We start from the raw sequence: 21,477 nt of genomic DNA, 5'->3' as shown, positions 1-21,477 counted from the left end.
CATTTTATATAGACACAAAAAAAATAACCTGTCCGTTATATCGGAACAGGTTATTGCTCAATTAGTGCTTAACCGGGGTGTACTTGGCCTTATACTCGCTTGGCGTCAGCCCCATATATTTCTTGAATACTTTCGAGAAATAGGTTCTGTCTGAATAACCAAGCTCTGCGGCAAGATTCTCCAAGGTCTGGCTTGACGATTTCAGCATCTTGGCGGCAAGCTTCATCTTGTATTGATGGGTATAGTCCGTAAAATTAATCCCGGTCAGCCGCTTGAAATACCGGGAGAAGTAACTTGGATTCAAATACAGATAACGAGCGATATCAATCGAAGTCACATTCTCGGATAAATGCTGGTCGATAAACTGCTGGATGACCTGCAGCTTCGGCTCCTGCACACCTGCATGAGTGTCCTTGGGCCGTTCATGGGCAATGCGGGTCAGCTTATGGCTGACCAATTCGGCCACATCCCGCAGCGTTCTAGCTGAGCTTAAATAGAAATAATATTCCTCGTCCGACCGCCATTTAGCGAATAGCAGCTCTACACTGCGAAGTAGTAGAGAAATCTCCTGAATGAACTCGCCGGGCTCAATCCGGCTTCTCTTCGCTGTGTCTTCCAGCTCCCGCATGATCCGATGGATCTCCCCCGGATCATTCTTTAATACCACGCGTTCCAGCTCAGACTGGTAGGGTTCAAGAAGTCCCTGGGGTGAAGGATGATAGGTCTCTGGTCCGAAATGATCCAGGTTAAGATCCGTCTTCCCAGAGTCGGCCTCATAGAAACCGTACTTGGTTTGGCTTAACCGTTCATACCAGGTTCCAACCGCCGGCAGCTCAAGCTTGTCCTTCACGGTGACCGTGTTCAATTGAACCTTAATTAGCCTTTCACACTGCCATCTCAGCTCCTGCAAATAATTCTCAAAGTTCTGATGAGTGTTCTCGACTAAATTGAACCGGTAATTATATAAAACAATCAGGTTGTTATCTTGTCCCATAAACGTCGTGATTCCCTCGTAGGACGCGGACAGTTCACTCGCAATGTTGCCGATAGCATACCGGATTACAGACAGATTGCTGTATTGATAATACTTCACGTAACTGGAGAAATGAATGCTAACGATCCCGAACATAAAGCAAGGGTAGCTCCATGAGATACCGATCCTTGAAGCGTAGGAGGCCGCTGCATCCAGGCCAACCCCATCAAGCACTCTTTGCCACAAAGCTTGTTTAAGCAGCTCCTTGTTGTGATTCAGCACCTCATTATCCATTCCGGTAGTCCGCAGCTTGATCATTCCAAGCGACTTCTTCAGGCTTGACGTCAACTGATCAGGGGTCAGCTGATCCTTTAACAGATAATCGTCGGCATTCAGCTTAATCGCCTGCTGCGCATAATGAAAATCCTCGTGGCACGTTAGAAAAATAACGCGGGTCTCCGGCTTCAATTGGGTGAACACCGAGGCCAGCTCAATTCCGTTCTGCTGGGGCAGGCCGATATCCGTAATTACGATATCCGGCAAGCTCTCCTTGAACAAATGTAATGCTTTTACACTGGAATAAGCAGTTCCCACGATCTTTAGATCGAGTTCCTCCCATTTAATCATTCTTTGCAGTACTTTCAGCATCGGGACATCATCATCAATCAACATTACTTTGTGCATTATCCCTGACCTCCCTGTAAGAAAGCGACTCTGTCCGTCACCGGTATATTCAGATAGACTGTGACGCCGCCTTGGCTGTTACCTCCTAGATGAATGAAGGCCCCTGTTCCATAGGTTAACTTCAATCTCTGCACCACGTTGATCAAGCCAACTCTTGGGTAAGAGCCGAGCTGCTCCGGATCACCGGACTGCAGCCGCTGGTTCAGCATGGCCAATTGCTGCTCCTCCATGCCCTCCCCATTGTCTCCGATCTCGATAATAATCTGGTCCGCCTCTCTCCTTGCGCCCACCCGGATTCTGGCATCAGGGTGATCCACCAGTCCATGCACGATAGCGTTTTCAACCAGCGGCTGAAGCAGCAGCTTCGGGATAACGAACCGGGCCAAATCAGGCGGAAGCTCCACCTGAAGCTCCAGCGGAATTTCATTGCGGATCTTCATAATATCGACGTAATGACCGAGCAGGCTGCACTCTTCCTGAAGTGTGGTTGGTTCATTGATCTTCAAATAGGCACGGAGCAGACTCATCAGGGAGTCGATAATTCCACTGTGCATCCGATCCTCCTGCAGCAGCAGGCTGCATTTGATGGAATTCAGCGTGTTCATCAGGAAGTGGGGCCTGATCTGCATGAACAGAGCCTCAAGCTCCATAACCCTCTTCTGCTCCTGCTCCTGCTCAATATCCAAGATCAGCTGCTGAATCTGATCCAGCATTCCGTTCAGACTGCTTCCAAGCTCGGCAATATCATCTTTTCCCTTGACATCCAGTCTCACTTCCCGGTTGCCTTTCACGAACTGGCGGACCACCCGCTGCAGCTTAAGAATCGGGCTGTGCAGCCTCTTGGCGAAGACCATCGACGTAAACAGGAAAATAATAAAGAACAAAATGACCCCGCCGATCCCGGCATAGAACGTGCGGGAGATTTGGCCGGTGAACACTTCCTTGGAAGCCCCGTATACAAGCGTCCAATCTGTTTTATCCAGAGCCACGACCGAGCGCAGCCCTGAGTCCGCAGTATCCTTCGAAACGCGAAGAGGCAGCTCCGCACTCCCGGCAATCCGGCTTCCAGACGCGTCGAACAGGGCCAGCTTGCCGAACTCCACAGGCTTCAGCACCCCTTCAAAGTAAGAAGCGGATATGCTGATGAGAAGTACGGATACATAGTTGCTCTCGGCATTGTCCCGAATCACCCTGGCGATGTAATAAGCTCCCCCGCTGCCCGAGGGGTCACGGACCATTCCGAGCCATTGAAGGGCCTCCGGTTTGTTCAGGTCTACCCGCTTGAACAGCCCATCAATGCTGCCGTTCACTAAGGTCAGATCATCCGCTGTGGAGGAAATGACGAACTGCCGCCGATTGATCAGGTACATTCGGATATTATTGTTCAGCGGTTTGGAGGTGATCAAGGAGAAGCCGTCCTTGATCTGGGTATAATTAACATAATCGTTATAAGTTCGGATCCGGTCCGTATCCGCAAATTTTTTCAAATATGTTCGGAAGCTCGTATCGTTGACAATGAAGTGGGAGGCGAATGTTACGTCATCCACCGTCTTGCCAATTTCCTTCACAATCACATTCAGCAGATTCTCATTACTGAGCTGCAGCTTCTCTACCATCGTCTCCTTAATTAGGACAAAAGAAATGACCGACACCGTTAATACTGGCAGAATAATGAACAGAAGAAACGACAATTGAATTCTGCGGTAGTAGGTCAGCTTAAACATTAATTATCGCGCCTCTTTCATGCTGCATAATGTACTATTATAGTGCAGTAATAACGGGCGGTCTCTACCAAATTTCAAGCAAAAGAACGGTTATTTCACCACGATCATTTCACTTTCTTCCAGTCCTTGGTTGATAACCACCACTTCTCCGAAAATCTGGTTGCCCTCTATCACGTAAGAGTCTAAAGGCCCCGCAGGCGCGTGGTGACAGACCGCAACCAGTACAGTGCGAAGCGAGGCTGGCAGCTGAATCCGCCAAGCCAGAACGTCTTCATCCGAAGCTGGCTCCCCGGTATAGCGGCAGACCGGGACTTTCTCCACAACTGGAATCTGCTCATCCCCTGGAGCCAGCGGATACAAGACCTGCATCAAGGATGTCACCTTAGTCCCTTTCCGTTCATATTCCACATAAGAATGAGGCTCTGCCCAATTGTACTCGCGGGACAACGTGCCTGCATGGAGCCCGGCCCGCAGATGATCAGGCTCTGCCGGAATGATGGCAAAGTTCGGCTCTCCTTTTCCGTTCTCTGTCCGGCATATGCCGCTATCCCCGTCCAAACAGACTTTTCCCGGTGCAAAATGAAACAATTGACTGTAGCTGTGCAGCTCCCCGCTTATAAATGTATCTATCAGAATCCAGAAACCCGGCTTGATAAATAGAATTTTCCGGATGGGACGGACAGGATCTTTCAGGCCAAAATATCCATCATGGCTTCCTTCGGCATAGTCGATATCCCGCCCCGGAATCCATCTTGTACCTGAAGGATGTGCGATTCGTCCATACGCCCACGTGCCGGTGACCTCTGTGAAGTCCACCCCATCCACGAGCGTTGTATTATGCGCACGGCAGCATTTGAGCTCCCGCCGAAGCGGCGTATGCTCGCTGTAGTTATAGCGGCCTAAATCCGTTAGAAAGTCCCGGCCATAAGCATGAACATCGATATGCAGCATGTCCGCATGGCCGTGTCCTCCACCAAGCGGCCCGCAGTGGAAGTTCAGATACATCGCATGCTCATCCCAACCAGATCGCATAATGTAGTGACCAGCATGCTCGAAGCCATGGGAAATCTGGGTCGGGGCAGATAACGGCATTTTGGCATACCTCCTTACTTCCTCTATCCCAAAGCTCCAGGCATTGTCATAATCCACCTGGTCATATCCCCCGAACCTAAGCTCCGCATCTCCGAACAAAAGTGCCGCTGCAGTAAGAACCGATCTGACATCATTATCATCGCTGTCTCCCCGCAGAGGCTGCCTATGGTTCGGCTTGGCTTCCAGCAAAGAGGCATAAGCCATCTTCCTCGCCGCTTGGATTACCACCCCAGGCAGCGGGATGGCCTCTTGGCAGGCCACCCGGATTACGTCCAAGTAGCAGTTCAGCACTTCATGATGATAGGTCGGAGACTGCTCCCAATGAATTCCGTCTTGCAGTACTTGCAGCCGTGCGGTCTCTTCCAACCTCTGAAGGCTGAGCTGCCTCCAGAGTGGGGCACGCCGAAATTCCGGGGCGAATACAGAGACCATGAATAGGCCGCAGCTTTCCAGAACTCCCCAGTTGCTGATCCTCTTCCACCCGCTAAATGAGGAAGCTAAATACTCAGCATGCTCATGAAGCGATACCAGCACTTTAGCAGTAAGCCGGGGTGTCATATGCGAACTGCGCAGCAAATAAGGCAGAGATTTAATCCAGTTCACACAACGAAGTCCCGCCTCAATGGAGCGCCAGGCAAGCGTTTCGTTCTCCGGAATCGCATTCGGGCTAGAGTGCTGTGGTACAGGATTTCTGTCGATCCAATCCTCCATCTGCTGGCAGCACACCGCCGCATATTTCCCTTCTCCCGTTAACAGATATGCCTGGCCTAGAGCTATCCAATAGCGGTGCCGGTTCAGCATGTAAGACCATTCCACGTCCCGGTCGGGCACATGATTCCAGTCTACCAGACCGCTGAAGGTGACTGGCACACGCGTGCGTTCCATATCCCAGGGGAAGCGGAACAAAAAGGTGCCCGATACGACTTCATCCGCCGTCCGCATCGCCTGCTGAAGCGCTTCGCCGCCGTATTGTCTGACATACCGGCAAATCTCTTCCGTCTCTTCCTGTCGAACAAACATGACCAGTACCTGTTTTGTGATCCAGTGCTGCTTTAGATCCGCGTATATTTTATCTGGCTGTTCCCCCTGGCCTGCGGCTTTCCTCACCCGGTCGAGACTTGGATGCCTCAGGTCCAGCATATCCATTAGGCGGGACTCCATCTCCATGGGTGCCGGTGTATTAGCGCTCATACCAATATCCCCCGGCTCCCCTTTCCAGTCTCATCAAAGCTTCCAGGTAGAAATAGTCCCCCCAGATGACATAATCATCCGGCGAAATCCCTCCGCGCACATGGTAGGAACCGCGCTTAAGCAGACCTTCTGCTTCCGGTTCATCCGCAGTTGAATAATTATTTATGAGTGAGGTCATCTTGTTCATTAATGCTCTCTCGAAATAAGCCCGGTCTAAATCGTCTTCCGGTAAACAAGCCAGCAGCTCCTGAAGGCCGGCGCATACAATAGCTGAAGCGGAGCTGTCCCTGTAAGACCCGATCCCCGATTCTTCCACCGGAACATTGAAATCCCAATATACCACATGGTCCTCCGGCAGGTGCTTCAGGAAATAGTGGGCCATGCGCTTGGAAGTCTCCAGAAATGCGGACTCCCCGGTATAACGGTAAGACAGCGCGAACCCGTATACACCCCATGCCTGCCCGCGGGTCCAGGTCGAACCGTTCGTATAACCCTGATGCGTGGACCCTCCAATCGGCTCTCCGGTCTTCGGATCGAAGAAAAAGGTATGATAAGAGCTGTCATCCCCTCTTACAAGATAACGCCTGGTTTTCTCGGTCTGTAGAACGGCCGCTTCCTGGTAACGTGAATCTCCAGTCTGCTCCCCCGCCCAGTACAGCAGCGGCAGATTCAGCAGACAGTCGATAATAATCCGTCCGCCCTCCACCGGGTCCCCTTCCGGTCCCCAGGCTTGGATATAACCTCCCGGCTCACGCCAGCGCCTCAGCAGCACATCCGCCGCCTGCAGAGTCAGCTGCCGCGCAGCCTCATCGCGCTCCAAAATCCACTGGGCCTTGGAAGAAAGCGAATACAAAAATCCGATGTCGTGATGATCCAGAACCACATGCTGCTCCATGCGTCGCCGAAAGCTGGCGACGGAACGCTCCGCAGCCTTCTTGAACCGATCATCCCCGGTATATTCATAACAGAGCCACAGAATTCCACTCCAAAATCCATTGGTCCAATCCTCATTATCGATAAGCTGATACACGCCATTACTGCTTACATGAGGGAATTTCTCTCCGAATTTGTCCAAATTTCTCCGTGTCTTTGCAACAGCGTCTTCAATTGCGGCATGCCACATCACCCTTGTCTCCCTTCCTGAGCTGAACCTTGTCGTTACTTACAAACCTGACTGAACCTTGCAGGCAGAAGTATACTATCGGTGGCCCGTTTAGGCGGGTACGAATTTTGCCGGGAGTGTGCACAATTTTGACCTATGCAGAATTGTGCAGTTCCCATTCCCTAATCGCCAAGGCCCATCCGCTAGCCTGCGGCCCTTCAACAGAGTAAGGTCTGCCACCTTCATGAGCGGCAGACCGAGTAAAGAAAGCTGCGTACGGAAGCGTCATTATGCTCCGTTCTTGGCTTCCCGGAAAGCCCGCGCATACTCCGATGCTTTCTTGGCTACAAGGGTGTAATCCCCCGTCGAAACGGCTTCCGTGGTCAGATCTGATCCGATCCCCACAGCTGCCGCACCGGCATTCACCCACTCCTTCAGATTGTTCAGCGATACCCCACCGGTCGGCATTAGATTCGCCTGAGGCAGTGGACCCTGAATCGCTTTAATCACGGAAGGTGAATACAGATTGCCGGGGAAGAGCTTCACAATGTCAACGCCCAGCTCAAACGCTTCCTGGATTTCCTTCACGGTCATGGCCCCAGGCATCACCGGAACCCCGTACCGGTTGCATAATCTTACGGTGTCCGGGTTCAGAGACGGGCCTACGACAAACTCTGCTCCGCTTAAGGTAGCAGCCCGGGCCGTCTCCGGATCAAGCACCGTTCCCGCCCCAATAATCGCCCGATTCCCCTCGTCCTCCGCGTTCCAGCTGTACCTGCGTGCCAGCTCCTCGATGGCCTGCAGCGCGAACGGTACCGTAAGCGTGACTTCGATGACTTTAATTCCCCCAGCGATGGCCTGCCCGGCCATCTCTACGACCTGCTCGGGAGAATTCCCCCGCAGAACAGCAACGACCCCATATCCCGTAATCGCTTGAAGCACTTGAATTTTTTTCATATCCTCTTCCCCTTCTCCACATGTTTACAAACACAATGATTATGTCTTCCATTCGCCCGAGACTCGCAGTCTTATCCTCATTCGATCCGTCTCTCGTCCCGGAATCACAAATATGCTTAGCGCTCCACATGCTCCAAGCCATCCATATACGCCCTGACCTCTTCTTTCAGCGGCAGCCCCTCCCAATCTCCAGTCACTTGAATCACCATGGCTCCGACCAGATTGCCGAGCTTAACCGCATCGGCGGCCGTCTTTCCTTCCAGCAGACCTGACAGAAAGCCCGCACAGAAGCCATCTCCCGCTCCAACCGTATCTGTAACATGATCCACCTTGTAATAAGGGATCGGAGTAATCAGCCCTTCCTCAACGAGCAGAGTCTCATCCTGCCCTCCCTTAATGACGGTGATCGCTGACAGCTCGTTCAGATAACGGAGAATCATCCCCATGGATTCCGTCTGATAGAGCAGCTTCAGCTCATCATAACCAGGCAGGAAGTAATCGACTTTCCTCAGCAGCGGCAGAATAACGCGCCGTGCCTCTTCAGCGCTCCACAATTTAAGCCGGATATTCGGATCGAAGCTGACTTTCACGCCATTCTGCTTGGCTATGTCAACGGCGGCTAGAACCGTGTCCAGACAAGAAGGGCTGAGCGCCATGGAAATGCCGGTCAGGTGGAGGATCGAGGCTTGCTTGATATACTCCTCGTCCAGATGCCCCGGAGTCATCCGGCTTGCCGCCGAGTGCTTACGGTAATAATGCACTGAAGTCCGTCCCCGGATCTGCTCACGCATCATAAATCCTGTTGGCGCATCCACAGCCAATGCAGCGCGGGACACATCTACCCCCTCCCCTTGGATCGCTCTGAGAATTTTTCGTCCGAATGGATCATCCCCAAGCCTGCCGCACCAGCCAACCTTGTGGCCGAGCCTAGATAGGCCGATGGCAACATTGCTCTCCGCCCCGCCGAATGAGGAGTCCAGGACCGCTGAATATTCCAGCCCTTTAGGGCCTTGAGGCATCAAGAGTGCCATTGATTCTCCAAAAGTTACTACCTCCGGGCTTCCTGATAATTTCGAATGAAATGATTCCATCTGCGATTTCTCCTTTGTACAGTACAAAAATTAGAGCGTCAAAGACTGGGACTTCTCCCTCATCCTTTACCACTCTCTCTTTTTGGTTTATATTACTTCCATTTCACTTGAATTACAAACAAAAATAATATAATATGAACACAAATGAACAATAAAGAACAACAAAACACACAGAGGAGATTTTAATATCATGGAAAATCGTTATGCTTCCCACCCCAATGAAGTCAAACAATTCAATACGGAGCGTCTGCGCCAGGAATTCCTGATCGAGAGTCTGTTTGCTCCTGAGCAGTTAAATCTAGTCTATTCGCATGTGGACCGCTTTATCGTTGGTGGCGCTTATCCGATACACCAGCAGGTTGTTCTTGAAGCCGATTCCAAAGAAATTGGAGCGGATTCGTTCTTGGAGCGCCGGGAGATTGGAATTATCAATATAGGGGGACAAGGCATCATCACCGCAGATGGTACCGATTATGTATTAGAGCCGCTGGAGTGCTTGTACATTGGCCTTGGTGTCAAAGAAGTTGTGATGAAAAGTACGGATGCCGCACAGCCTGCTAAGTTCTACTTCAACTCCACACCTGCACACCGCAGCTATCCGATCGCCAAAACCGGGCCGAATGAAGCATTCAATATGCATTTGGGAGACATCGTGAATTCAAATGAACGGACACTGTACCGTTTTATTCATGAGAAAGGCATTCAGAGCTGTCAATTGGTCATGGGCATGACCATGCTGGAGAAGGGGAATATGTGGAACACCATGCCGGCTCACACGCATAACCGCCGCTCTGAAGTATATTTATACTTCAACCTGCCAGAGGATGCTGCTGTGTTCCATATGATGGGTGAGCCACAGGAGACAAGACATATTGTTATGCGCAACGAACAAGCCGTTATTTCACCAAGCTGGTCCATTCATAGCGGAGTAGGTACAAGCAATTATACATTTATCTGGGGAATGGCCGGAGAGAATCAAGTCTTCGAGGATATGGACGGCGTGGCCATGAAAGACTTAAAATAGAAGCTAAAGATTTGATATAGAACGGATGGACAAGAATGAATTCAATTCGACGATTCGAAAAAATCATGGAAGTGCTGCTCAACGAGAAAGAAGTTACCGTCAACGAACTAAGTGAACGCCTGGCTGTCACTGGCAAAACAATTCGTGATGATCTGAGCAAGCTCGAACAGCAGGGGCTGATCCGACGAGTGCATGGAGGAGCGATCCTGGCCCAGAGTGACCAGTTCGGCATCCTCTCTACCCCGGAATCCCAAGTCAAGCATTTGGCCGAGAAGAGCCAGATTGCCGAAAGGGCGATCCGGCACATTGAGCCCAAGGATATCATCGCTCTCGACGGGGGGAGCACGCTGCTGGAGCTTGCCCGCAAGCTCCCCGAGCTTCCGCTGACCGTTATTTCCAATGACGTTCATATTATCAATGAGCTGACACCCAAGGAACACATTCGTCTCGTCGTGCCCGGCGGTTACCGGGTACGTAATATGCTGGTTGGGCCGGAGGCCGTCACCTATATCCGCAATCTCAATATTAACAAGGCTTTCATTTCTTCTACCGGTGTTCATCTGGAGCAGGGACTTTCGGTGTACACAGGGGATCTGATTGATTACAAAAGAGCACTGATCGAGACGGCGGCCCGCTCCTATGCCGTGGTGGACAGCCACAAATTCGGCCAGAGCGCGCTGCGCAGCTTCGCCGCTCTGACCGAGATGACGGCTCTGATTACGGATAACGGACTTTCTCCCGAAGTAATCCAGCAGTACCGCAGCGCCGGGGTAAACCTCGAAGGATAGCAGGCTAAGCCATTGCGCCTTCGGTAATTACAGCCATAATACGGAGGTTACCCTTATGAACATATTTGATCTTAAAGGCCGTACGGCCCTTGTGACAGGCGGTTCCAGCGGGCTTGGGCAGGGCATTGCACTTGGGCTTGCTGAAGCAGGAGCGGATATCATATCTGTCTCCAGAACTTCAAGCCGTGAAACCGTTGAACAAGCCCGCGCTTACGGAGTGCAAGCAGCCGATATTCAGGCCGATCTTAGTGATCACAGCCAGCTGGAAGCAGTATTTCAAGAAGCTCTCGGCCTAAACGGGCATATTGATATTCTTGTTAACAATGCCGGAATTATCCGCAGAACCCCCGCAGCCGAGCACAGCAGACAAGACTGGTTCGATGTCATTAATCTGAATTTGAGCACGGCTCACTTCCTCTCCCAGCTTGCAGGCGGGCATATGATCAGTCGCGGAAGCGGGAAGATTATTAATATCTGTTCCATGCTCTCCTTCCAGGGCGGCATTAACGTTCCAGGTTATACCGCAAGCAAGCACGGGATTGCAGGCTTGACCAAGGCGATGGCCAATGAATGGGCCAGCCGGGGCGTGCAAATCAACGGAATTGCTCCTGGATACATGAGCACAGACAATACCACTGCCATCCGCGAGAATGCAGCCCGGTATGAATCGATTTCGGAGCGGATTCCGGCAGGAAAATGGGGCACGCCCGATGATCTTAAGGGTGCTGCGATCTTCCTGTCCTCCTCCGCCTCCGATTATGTGAACGGGCATATTCTATGTGTGGATGGCGGCTGGCTGACACGTTAGTTCATAAGAATAACAACCAAGCGGCCCCAGGTGCTCTCTTACAGCACCCGGGGCCGCTTGTTTTATGAAGCTATCATGAAGTGGCGGCTCCTACAATGTCCCTGATCTTGATCCATTGCCAGTCCTGACCCAGCTGCAGCTTAATTTCCCGGCTGTGTGTATGGATGGAGGTCACAACTCCCCGCAGCTCCACGTCCTCATATTCGCCCCAGAGCCTTACGGTTACAGCGGTGTGTCCCCGCAGAGACTCACTTAAGGCACGCTCAATCAGCTCCAGCTCCTGGGCATCTATGATCGGCCTTATACGCCGGTTCAGCTCACGCCCTGCCCTGATAATCGCCTCCTTATGCTCCGGCAGCATCATTCTTGAGGATTCCCACAGCCCATTTGCTTCCAGCTTACCTGCCATCTTCCATTCCTCCTTAACAGAATCAGCTCTTTTATATATACGAACATTTGTTTGTATTATATCCGCAATTTCAGAATTAAATCAATGTAAATTCACACCAAAAAACCTCCAAGCAGTACCCGGAAGGTAGGATGATAACCCGCGCGGGTTAAACGATCGTATGGAAAAGAGTCTGAATAAACAATATACTAGCTATAAAGTTATTTGTTGAGGTGAATATCAGATGGATGAAGTCGATGAATCAAAACAAATTGTATTACAAATCGGCGGTGCCTTGAAAAAGTACAGAAAAGAAAAAAATATGAGCTTAGACGACTTAGCGGAATTAACCGGCGTAAGCAAGCTTACTCTAGGAAACATCGAACGTGGCGATACGAATCCAACTTTGGCTATTATATGGAAAATTTCAAAAGGCATATCTTTACCGCTATTAGCTTTGTTCAAAACAGAGGACCCTGTTAGTATGTATCGGGCAGGCGAAGGACTGCGGTTTTCTAACGATCAAAAAAATTGGACCATTGAACCCATCTTTAAAAACGCAAGCAATGACATTGAAATGTGTCGGGCTTACTTACAGCCACATAGCTCGTATCACCCTGAAGGGCATCACGAGAATACAACTGAAATTGCGACAGTCATGACGGGTTCCATTGAAATCCAAGTCAATGGAGAGCTCTACACATTAAATCAATATGATACGATCAGTTTTCGTGCAGATTGTCCTCACTCTTATACCAATCATACGAATAGCGAAGCAGTGCTGCATATATCCTTAAAGTATGGTTTCTAAAAAGTCGAAAGTTCCACACCCTAAATACAACTTCGAATTCCATAACGGGAATTCAGAGTTGTATTTTTGTTTTCAGATAAGTTTTGATGAATTATAAAATACTTCTTGTTAAAATCAGTATACTATAATATACTTTTGTTGTTCGCGCGGATATTATAACATAGTTTTTTCAATCAGTATGTAACAAATATTACGTAACAACTCAGGAAGGAGAAAATGAAGAATGCCGAACAAACAACAAACTAAAGCCGTACCCTCCTCTATAGGGTTGATCATACTCGGCATTATTTTTATTGCAGCCAATTTACGTACTCCCTTAACCTCAGTCGGTCCTTTAGTGAGTCTTATAAGGGATAACGTTCATATTTCAAATACATTAGCAGGCCTGATCACAACGGTACCCTTGCTTGCTTTTGCTCTATTATCGCCTCTAGTACCAAAATTGGGACGAAGGTATGGGGTTGAACGTATCATTTTGATTGCCCTAATCTTCCTGACTATTGGTATAGTAATACGTTCTTTATCTGGCGCAGCTAATCTGTATATTGGGACAGCCATTCTTGGATTCGCAATTGCCGTATGTAATGTATTATTGCCAAGTATAATCAAGAGGGATTTCCCAAATAAAATTGGCTCCATGACAGGTGTTTACTCCATATCAATGAGTTTATGTGGAGCCATCGCATCGGGGATGAGTGTGCCGCTAGCCGTGAACGCAGGGCTAAAATGGCAGGGAGCACTGGGAATATGGGGGATCCTAAGCTTTGTTTCGATCCTCTGTTGGTTGCCCCAATTAAGAAATCAAAAGAAGCAAACAGCCACGACGAGTCAACAGATGGCCGGCAACGATGTGAATGTTTGGCGTTCCCCTCTTGCCTGGCAAGTAACCTTGTTTATGGGTATACAATCTATGGTTTTCTATGTGTTGATCGCATGGTTGCCTGAAATTTTAAAGCAGCAAGGAATTGACTCAAACCAATCAGGGTGGTACCTCTCGATCATGCAGTTAGCTCTGCTTCCATTTACCTTTATTGTGCCTGTTATTGCTGGGCGCATGTCTAACCAACGTTTGTTAGTAGTCATCACAACCATTTTACTTGTGACGGGAACGCTCGGCCTTCTTTATGGAAGCTCCGATTTGATTCTGTTGTGGATCATAATCCTTGGAATTGGTGGAGGCTTCGCCTTTAGTTTGTCCATGATGTTCTTCGGATTACGTACTGAAAATGCGCACCAAGCAGCAGAACTGTCTGGCATGGCACAATCGATCGGATATCTTCTTGCTGCGGTCGGTCCTGCCCTAATAGGATATTTACATGATGTCACAAATAGTTGGAACCTGCCACTTTTCATTCTGCTTGGCGCTTCGGTCTTACTCTTGGTAGTCGGTAAAGGAGCAGCAAGAAACCGTTTTGTAGGCAGCCGAAATAGTTATGAGCTGCCACGGAGAGGAGAATAAATATGTTTGACACAATTATTGTGGCCATTGATAAAGCTGAGATCACGAACAAACTCCTTGATGCAGCCGTTGAAATAGCCCGAAACAAACAAATCCGAGTTACCTTGGTTAATGTCAGTCCGGAATATGTATCGAATGGCATGACATATATACCAGAGAATTTCTTGGAAGAAGTATTAAATGAAATGGAGAAAGCGAGTTTGGAGCTGTTGCAGCAAGCCAAATCTAAATTAGAATCTGCGGGGATTAACGCGGAAACCGTTCATCTTAAGGGAGATCCTGCACATGAAATATTAAATTATGCAAGAGATACCGAGCAGCAGCTTATTATTATTGGAAGCCGTGGGTTAAGGGGCATCAAAGAAATGATGCTTGGAAGTGTCAGTCACAAGGTTTCCCAGCTATCAAGCTGCCCAGTCCTTATTGTACATTAACCCCTTCGGGAACTGCAGAGATGAGGCGTAGTAACTAACGGGGAACGTTATAGTTGAAATATACAGCGGCATTCTAGGATATTTGTGTCCTACAATGCCGCTGTTTTTCAATGAGTTAAGCGCTTAGACAAGCAGCCTGTCCGCCATATGGTCTGCAGCCGCCTTACCGTGCTGGATACAATCTGGAATACCTACACCGTCGTATCCGGAGCCGCAGATCAGCACACCAGGATACCGGCTCTCCAATGCTTCGCGTAAATGTCCTATCCGCTCCTTATGGCCAACCCTATACTGGGGCATGGACTCCGGTAACCGGGATACCACAGCAAGTTCCGGCTTGGCGGTGATGCCCATGATCTCTTTCAGCTCTTCCCTGACCCGGGCCACGGTCTCCCGGTCATCCATGGTGGCCGAAGCTTCGGCTCCCGCCCTGCCGATATAGGCACGCAGCAGAACTTTTCCCTTCGGTGCGGTGTGAAGCCATTTGGATGAAGTCCAGGTGCATGCGGTCATCATTCTCCCCTCAGTCCGGGGAATCACAAAGCCCGATCCCTTCAGATCGTGCTGAAGCTCCTCCGCCCGGTAGCCTAGCGCAACATTTGCAACAGACACATACGGAATGGAATCGAACACGTCCGCAGCCGAGAACGGCTCCAAGAGCCTGCCGCAGGCATATGCGGGCAGGGCCATAACAATCCCGTCTGTCTCACAGACCTCCCCGTTCTCCAGCGTCACCCGGTATCCGTTCTCATAACGCAGTACAGAACGGACTCCGCAGTTCTTAAGGATTGTTGCTCCAGACAGCTCTTCCTCCAGCTTCTCGACCAGAGTCGAGAGCCCGTTCTTGAACGTCAGAAACATGCTTCGTTTCGCAATTTCGGGAAGCTCCTCCGGGCCTGTCTTGGTTGGAGCGGTCCGGCCCGCGATCATGCCCAGAATCAGGCTGCGGTACTTCCGTTCAATATCGTGGAACTGTGGAAAGGTCGCCTGAAGGCTGAGATTCCCCGTATCTCCGGCATAAATACCGGCCAGCAGCGGTTCAACCAGCCGCTCCAGCACCTCCCTGCCAATCCGCCGCTCAATAAAAGCGCCAAGTGCCTCATCGCCCACGGTCTTTCTTCGCGGCAGCAGAAGATCCATGGCGGCTCTTGCCTTACCCGCCAGCGAGATCATGTCCGTCTTGATGAAGGGTCCCACCCGCGTTGGAATGCCAAGAGCCAGGCCGGCGGGCATGGTGTGCAGCTTGCCTCGATGCAGGATATAATTTGTCCGGGCCAAAGGGTTCGTTCCGGTCAGCTCCTCTTCGAGCCCGAGGGACTTGGCCAAATGGAGCGCAGCCACTTTCCGCCCGAGGAAAGAGTCCGGCCCGGTCTCAATCACATATCCGTCCTGGCGGAGCGTCCGGATTCTTCCGCCGAGCCTGTCACTTTGCTCGGCAACCGTAAGCTTGAGCGGGACTCCCTTGTCCTTAAACCGCTCTTTCAAATAATAGGCTGCACTGAGCCCGCTGATCCCCCCGCCGATGATAACAATCCTTTTTGCCTCCATAGCTATCCCCTTATTCAAGCATTTGCTTTTAACTTAGCATAGGTGGAACCGGGCAAATTGTGATAATGATCACAACCCTAATCGCATATCATCTTGGGTATCTAATCCGCACATCATCTTGCAATTAAGTCGTTATATGGAATTCTCCAGGGATATATGCACAATAGGGATCACTCTCCAGATAATCTCCCGTCACTGCGTAAGCTCTGGCCCGGGACCCGCCGCACAGCGCTTTGAACTCACAGGAGCCGCACTTGCCCTTCAGCCGGTTCTTGTCACGCAGCTCTTTCATAACCGGGGAATGACGATAAATTTCGCCCAGGGTCATCTCCCTCACATTCCCGCAGATCACCGGCAGGAATCCACTCGGGTACACCTCCCCGGTATGACTAATGAACACAAATCCATCCCCGTCGTTCACACCTTGAGGCGCCCTCCCGAGCACATCCCTACGCTTTGCGACCGGTATGGCGGCACCGGCATCAGGTGTGCCATCATCCGGTAAGGCTCCCGCTCCAATCTCTGCCCCGATCCCTGCTCCAACCTCTTGCTCCGCTCCGTCACTCATCCTTCTTCCGGCCATCTGGCCCTTGGCAGCTGCCCGGCCTTCCCCAAGTTCCCTCCGCTGCCGGTTCATCTCCTGGACATATACCCGCCGGTAATGGGGAGCTTCCGTTGCTTTGATCCCGTAGGGCATGGACGCTGACAGCACCGCGAGCCATTTCATCACTTCTTCATGCTGCTCCGCCGAAATCATGTCCTTGACCATCCCGCGGCCGGTTGGAACAAGGAAGAACAGGCTCCACAGCACCGCCCCCATTTCCCGGACGATACCTGAGATCGCTTCAAGATCGTGCAGATTATACCTGGATACCGTCGTATTAATCTGAATCGGAAGCTCAAGCTCCCTAAGCCATTTAATCCCTTTCATCGTCATCTCAAAGGAACCCTTCGTCCCGCGGAAATGATCATGAATCGCTGCAGATGAACCGTCCAGGCTGAAGGCCCACCGGGATAGGCCGGCTTCCTTGACCCGCTCGATCGCCTGCCTTGTTACTCTCGGCGTTGCACTCGGTGTCATGGACACAGACAAATGCTTCTCCTCTACAGCATACTTAATCAAGTCATACAGATCAGGACGCATCAATGGATCTCCACCGGTGAACACCAGCAAGGGGTTATCCAGCTCAGCGATCTGATCGATAAGCGCCCTTCCTTCCTCTGTCGTTAACTGTCTGGGATCGGCCGCATACTGGGCTTCTGCCCGGCAGTGTAAACATTTCAGGGCACAAGCTCTTGTAACCTCCCAAATTACAATAAAAGGGGAATCGGCATAGTTCCTCTTCCCAATTAGTTCCCTCAAGCTACAGCTCCTCCTAACTTGGACTTTTTAATTCCAAGCTATCACAAACCCCTTGTTCATCTTGTGACTGCTCTCACTCTGGGTTCCCGAATATAACGGAATATTTTACAAACCTTCCGGGAACAGTACGGATAAATGACTTTGGAAAGCCGGGTGACCTATATGCCTGCCACTGCGCAAACTTCAACCTCATCCTTATCCAGCAATGTTAAATATATAGAAGAAGCGTTGTTTAACACCAACGATCTCAAGCAAAGAACGCTGAGGGGCCCAAATACATCCGGCACTCTTCTCTATCTGGAGTCCCTTGTTGATCCTATGCTTATTGAACGGAATATCATTATACCGTTCAAACATCAGGAGGATAAGGAACTGGACGAGCTGTTTACCACGCTTGAATATGAGCAGCAAACAGATCTATCCAAAGGAGTCGACGGGCTCATTCAGGGAAGCTGTGTATATTTTCAGGAGGGCAAACCGGAATTTTATATCCTTGCTGCGCCTGCCAAATATGATCGGAGCATTACTGAGCCTGAGAACGAAGGAATCATTCGGGGACCCCACAACGGGTTTATCGAAAGTCTGACAGTAAATTTGTATTTGATCCGCAAGGCGATCAATGCATCAGATCTCATAGTTAAATACTATACTCTGGGCAGCACCGCTCCCAGAAGAGTAGCCCTAATCTATCTGCACAGCCTTGCCCAACCGGAAACCGTACAGAAAGTAGAATCGAGACTTGAGAGCATCTCCATTGATTCTGTGATCTCCACCGGTTTCCTTCAGGAAAATATGGAGGATAACCCCTATTCAATTTTCCCGCAGCATCTGAACACCGAACGGCCTGACCATGCCAGTTCCTACCTGCTCACCGGGAAAATCGCTATTCTGCTGGAGGGCGATCCGACGGCATTGATTGTGCCTGCAAGTTTTTTTGCTTTTTACCAGACACCTGATGATTACAATAACCGCTGGATAATCGCCTCCTTCGTCCGGATTATCCGTCTGATCAGCTTTATCACCGCCTTCCAGCTTCCTGCCATTTATATCGCAACCGTCTCTTTTCACTCGAACGTGCTGCCTCTTCAGTTATTCTTCACGGTTCAGGGATCGCTGACACGAGTGCCCTTTCCGCCTTTGGTTGAGGCTATGCTGCTTGAGTTGATATTCGAGCTGCTCCGTGAGGCCGGGCTCCGTCTACCCAGCCGGGTTGGACAGACTATCGGCATTGTCGGCGGTCTCGTAATTGGGGATGCGATTGTTAAAGCCGGACTCGTCTCCTATACCATGATTATTGTGGTCGCCCTTACCGCCATCTCCTCCTTCCTCATCCCTTCCAACGAGATGAGTTCTTCGATGCGGATTCTCCGGTTTCCACTTATGGTCATGGCGTCAATGTTCGGGTTCATTGGAATTTCGTTTGGCCTAACCATCATGTTCATCCATCTATGCAAGCTTGAATCTTTCGGGAAGCCTTACTTCTCTCCTCTGGCCCCCTTGAAATTCAAAAAATTAAAGGATACCTTTGTGCGGTTTCCGATCTGGAATTTATGGAAGAATTCGGATTCTCCCGGCAAAGGAAACTAACCTTCATCGATGATACCCTGAACTAAGGAGGAACAGCTGTTGACTCATAAAGAAAAGATGATATCAAGAGACCAGCTTTTCCTGTTCATTATCCAGGCGCAAATCGGAGTAGGGGTTCTATCCCTTCCTTATAAACTGAATAATTCCGCCAAAGGTGGCGGCGGTCTATCCGTACTTATAGCCGGGATGATCACCCAAATGATTATTATCCTGATGTGGGCCATCATGAAGAAGTTCCCTGGGCTCAGTCTGTATAACATCTGCCTTAAGCTTTTCGGGAAATTTATAGGACGGATCTTCATCATAGCCTATATCGGATACTTCGTTCTTCTTGGGGCCAACATCATGCTCAGTGCCGTCGAGGTGCTGCATCGGTGGCTGCTGCAATCTACGCCCCGATGGGTCTCACTGGCTTTGTTCTCCGCCATGACCCTGTATCTTGCCAGAGAGAAGCTGACTGTCCTGGCCAGGTTTTACACTTTGGCCACCTTCTTGTTCATTCCTTTAATTCTGCTGATCAGTTATGGGCTTACCCAGGCCCATATGGAGTATATGTTCCCTCTGATGGAAAAAGGAATTGTGAATATCATTAAGGGGGCTAGAGAAACAACCATTTCCATGTATGGATTTGAATTAATGCTGATCATCTATCCGTTCTCACAAGGAACGGACAAACAGAAACTCCTTTCCATCAGCTTGGCCAACTTGTTTGTGACCCTGTTCTACGTATTTGTCGTGGCAACCTGTCTGACGGTATTTAATTCCGAACAGTTGAAGTACATTCCCGAACCAGTGATCTATTTGATGAAATCCCTTAACTTCTACATCGTGGACCGTGCAGACATCCTGTTTCTACCCATTTGGGCCATTACACTCGTGTGCTCGATCGTCAGTTATTGCTATGGAGCCGCAGTTGGGATGAGCGTTCTGTTCGGCAAAAAGGAACATACGCCGTTCTCCCCTTTGGTTAAAGTTTTAACTTTTTCGATTGCCCTTGCCCCCATGACCCCAGCTGCTGTTCACAAGCTGGATAAAATTTCAGAGTACACTGCCTATCTGTTTCTTGCCGGCCTGCCGCTGATTATATATATATTCTCACTCTTTATGAGCAAAAAGACAGGTGATCCCGCATGACCAGACGGATCTCTAAGATTCTTATTGTACTGCTGCTATCGGCCTGCCTGACCGGATGCTGGGACAGGGAATATCTGAAGGATCTGCACCTGGCCTACACTGCAGGGTACGATCTAACGGAGGATGGCATGATCAAAGAAACGGCGGAGTTAATTATTCCACCCGAAAGCGAGCAGTCAACCACCAAGAACGAAGTTCACTCCAGTGTTGGATTCACACCGCGCAGCGCCTCAGATAATTTGAGAACCAAGGTACGCGGGAATATCCGGTTTAACAAAAATGGTTTTATCATCATCGGGAAACCTCTGGCCCAGAAGGGAATCTCTCCTATCCTGGATGTGAGTTACAGAGATCCCAGCAACCCGACATCCAATGTGCGGCTGATTATCACAGACACCGATTCCTCGGATCTTTTTGAGCCTAAGATGGTCGGTGAACTGAAACTCGGGGAATTCATCAACGACAAAATCAAAAGCCTTGAGCAGATGAGTGTATTCTTTCCTGCTGAAACGGTGGACACCGTCTTTCGCTCCATGATGGATCCGGGTCAGGATTTCGCTGTGCCCTTTCTCAGCAAAGAAGGGGACAACATTATTGCCAAAGGAGTGGCTCTCTTCCATGATGAATACTACTCCGGCATGCTGGACTATGAGAAGTCCGTGATGCTGGTTCTCCTGAAAGGCAAGAAAGGCAACAATGCACGGATTACCAAAAGAGTGGATACTGAAACGGGTCAGAAAGACAGAGGGACCATCACCATCAATGTCGGAAGAAAAAGAATAAAACGGAAGTTTGACGTTAAAGTCAATGACAAAGGGGAGGTTGAAGTTGACCTGAAACTGAACCTTCAGGCCGTAGTTGAAGAATATACCGGTGGCCGCAAGCTGGACGAACCCGAAATTAAGAAGATCAACCAGGATCTATCCGAAATGCTGACCAGAGATGCGGAAACCGTGCTCCATGAAATCCAGAAGGCGAATTCAGATGTCCTCGGCGTTGGCAGGAAGCTCATTGCCTATCACAATAAAGAGTGGAAGACAATGAATTGGTCTGAGGATTACCGGAAAGTGCGGTTCCGCCCTCAGGTCGAGGTCAACATTGTGGATACCGGTATTCTTCAATAATTCAGGCATTTGGACTCTATGATAAGCAGAGAACAGGCCCCTTGAGAAGATCAAGGGGGTTTTGCCGTTCCCGGATATACCGGAATATTTTACAAACCTTCCGGGAACAGTACGGTTAAATAACTGACGAGCCAAATCATCCGGCACTCTTCTCTACCTGGAATCTCTTATTGATCTCATGCTTATTGAGCGGAA

The 21,477-nt window shown here is 49.9% G+C and carries 18 protein-coding genes; 9 read left to right on the top strand and 9 right to left on the bottom strand.

Going from position 1 to position 21,477, the window contains the following annotated elements; genetic code table 11:
* Window positions 1-61 precede the first annotated feature (61 nt).
* From KJS63_RS06485 to KJS63_RS06460, 6 genes are all read right to left on the bottom strand, one after another.
* Window positions 62-1,657: a response regulator transcription factor gene (locus KJS63_RS06485; RefSeq protein WP_213618425.1), complete on the bottom strand. Its 1,596-nt coding sequence runs from the start codon at window positions 1,655-1,657 to the stop codon at window positions 62-64.
* A complete protein-coding gene (locus KJS63_RS06480) occupies window positions 1,657-3,381 on the bottom strand; it encodes a sensor histidine kinase (RefSeq protein ID WP_213618424.1) in 1,725 nt (574 codons plus the stop codon). The genes KJS63_RS06485 and KJS63_RS06480 overlap by 1 nt, the downstream gene beginning before the upstream one ends.
* Window positions 3,382-3,471: 90 nt before the next feature.
* The gene (locus KJS63_RS06475; RefSeq protein ID WP_244862515.1) at window positions 3,472-5,664 is read right to left on the bottom strand and encodes an alginate lyase family protein; all 2,193 of its coding nucleotides are present in this window, start codon (window positions 5,662-5,664) and stop codon (window positions 3,472-3,474) included.
* On the bottom strand, window positions 5,654-6,787 hold the full coding sequence (locus KJS63_RS06470) for a glycoside hydrolase family 88 protein (protein ID WP_213618423.1): 1,134 nt from the start codon (window positions 6,785-6,787) through the stop codon (window positions 5,654-5,656). Before KJS63_RS06470 ends, KJS63_RS06475 begins: the two co-directional genes overlap by 11 nt.
* Before the next feature lie 267 nt (window positions 6,788-7,054).
* Window positions 7,055-7,723: a bifunctional 2-keto-4-hydroxyglutarate aldolase/2-keto-3-deoxy-6-phosphogluconate aldolase gene (locus tag KJS63_RS06465; protein WP_213618422.1), complete on the bottom strand. Its 669-nt coding sequence runs from the start codon at window positions 7,721-7,723 to the stop codon at window positions 7,055-7,057.
* 116 nt (window positions 7,724-7,839) lie between these two features.
* Entirely contained in the window at window positions 7,840-8,814 is a 975-nt protein-coding gene (locus KJS63_RS06460; RefSeq protein WP_213618421.1) for a sugar kinase, read from the bottom strand.
* A gap of 190 nt (window positions 8,815-9,004) precedes the next feature.
* Here KJS63_RS06460 and kduI point away from each other — a divergent pair, with 190 nt between their 5' ends.
* The 3 genes from kduI to kduD are packed head-to-tail and all read left to right on the top strand — an operon-like array spanning window position 9,005 to window position 11,434.
* Complete coding sequence (gene kduI, locus KJS63_RS06455) at window positions 9,005-9,838, top strand: 5-dehydro-4-deoxy-D-glucuronate isomerase (protein WP_213618420.1); 834 nt, start codon at window positions 9,005-9,007, stop codon at window positions 9,836-9,838.
* 35 nt (window positions 9,839-9,873) lie between these two features.
* On the top strand, window positions 9,874-10,626 hold the full coding sequence (locus KJS63_RS06450; RefSeq protein ID WP_213618419.1) for a DeoR/GlpR family DNA-binding transcription regulator: 753 nt from the start codon (window positions 9,874-9,876) through the stop codon (window positions 10,624-10,626).
* A gap of 55 nt (window positions 10,627-10,681) precedes the next feature.
* Window positions 10,682-11,434 carry a 2-dehydro-3-deoxy-D-gluconate 5-dehydrogenase KduD gene (kduD, locus tag KJS63_RS06445; protein ID WP_213618418.1) on the top strand — a complete coding sequence of 251 codons (753 nt, stop codon included), beginning with the start codon at window positions 10,682-10,684 and terminating at the stop codon, window positions 11,432-11,434.
* Window positions 11,435-11,507: 73 nt separating this feature from the next.
* Here kduD and KJS63_RS06440 read toward each other — a convergent pair whose 3' ends face one another.
* Window positions 11,508-11,843 carry a YolD-like family protein gene (locus KJS63_RS06440; protein WP_068619861.1) on the bottom strand — a complete coding sequence of 112 codons (336 nt, stop codon included), beginning with the start codon at window positions 11,841-11,843 and terminating at the stop codon, window positions 11,508-11,510.
* Window positions 11,844-12,066: 223 nt separating this feature from the next.
* Here KJS63_RS06440 and KJS63_RS06435 point away from each other — a divergent pair, with 223 nt between their 5' ends.
* The 3 genes from KJS63_RS06435 (at window position 12,067) to KJS63_RS06425 (ending at window position 14,526) form a co-directional block, all read left to right on the top strand.
* Window positions 12,067-12,633 (top strand): helix-turn-helix domain-containing protein, encoded by a 567-nt coding sequence (locus tag KJS63_RS06435; protein WP_213618417.1) that lies wholly within the window; start codon window positions 12,067-12,069, stop codon window positions 12,631-12,633.
* Between the two features lie 223 nt (window positions 12,634-12,856).
* The gene (locus KJS63_RS06430; protein WP_213618416.1) at window positions 12,857-14,092 is read left to right on the top strand and encodes a CynX/NimT family MFS transporter; all 1,236 of its coding nucleotides are present in this window, start codon (window positions 12,857-12,859) and stop codon (window positions 14,090-14,092) included.
* Window positions 14,093-14,094: 2 nt separating this feature from the next.
* Window positions 14,095-14,526: a universal stress protein gene (locus tag KJS63_RS06425; RefSeq protein WP_213618415.1), complete on the top strand. Its 432-nt coding sequence runs from the start codon at window positions 14,095-14,097 to the stop codon at window positions 14,524-14,526.
* Between the two features lie 123 nt (window positions 14,527-14,649).
* Here KJS63_RS06425 and hemY read toward each other — a convergent pair whose 3' ends face one another.
* Together hemY and KJS63_RS26140 are read right to left on the bottom strand one after the other, a co-directional pair.
* Window positions 14,650-16,074 carry a protoporphyrinogen oxidase gene (hemY, locus tag KJS63_RS06420; RefSeq protein WP_213618414.1) on the bottom strand — a complete coding sequence of 475 codons (1,425 nt, stop codon included), beginning with the start codon at window positions 16,072-16,074 and terminating at the stop codon, window positions 14,650-14,652.
* Window positions 16,075-16,198: 124 nt separating this feature from the next.
* Window positions 16,199-17,437, bottom strand: coding sequence for a radical SAM/SPASM domain-containing protein (locus tag KJS63_RS26140; protein ID WP_244862514.1), 1,239 nt, complete (start codon window positions 17,435-17,437; stop codon window positions 16,199-16,201).
* Between the two features lie 135 nt (window positions 17,438-17,572).
* On the opposite strand from KJS63_RS26140, the gene KJS63_RS06405 reads away from it, so the two are divergent.
* The 3 genes from KJS63_RS06405 to KJS63_RS06395 are packed head-to-tail and all read left to right on the top strand — an operon-like array spanning window position 17,573 to window position 21,282.
* Complete coding sequence (locus tag KJS63_RS06405; RefSeq protein ID WP_244862513.1) at window positions 17,573-19,024, top strand: spore germination protein; 1,452 nt, start codon at window positions 17,573-17,575, stop codon at window positions 19,022-19,024.
* 39 nt (window positions 19,025-19,063) lie between these two features.
* On the top strand, window positions 19,064-20,158 hold the full coding sequence (locus KJS63_RS06400) for a GerAB/ArcD/ProY family transporter (RefSeq protein WP_213618413.1): 1,095 nt from the start codon (window positions 19,064-19,066) through the stop codon (window positions 20,156-20,158).
* Window positions 20,155-21,282, top strand: a complete 1,128-nt coding sequence (locus KJS63_RS06395) for a Ger(x)C family spore germination protein (protein WP_213618412.1) — start codon at window positions 20,155-20,157, stop codon at window positions 21,280-21,282. Before KJS63_RS06400 ends, KJS63_RS06395 begins: the two co-directional genes overlap by 4 nt.
* Window positions 21,283-21,477 lie beyond the last annotated feature (195 nt).

This window comes from Paenibacillus sp. J22TS3 (assembly GCF_018403205.1).
Lineage (GTDB): Bacteria > Bacillota > Bacilli > Paenibacillales > Paenibacillaceae > Fontibacillus > Fontibacillus tuaregi.
The sequence above is the reverse complement of the archived record's forward strand: the minus strand, read 5'-3'. Positions and strand labels throughout refer to the sequence as shown.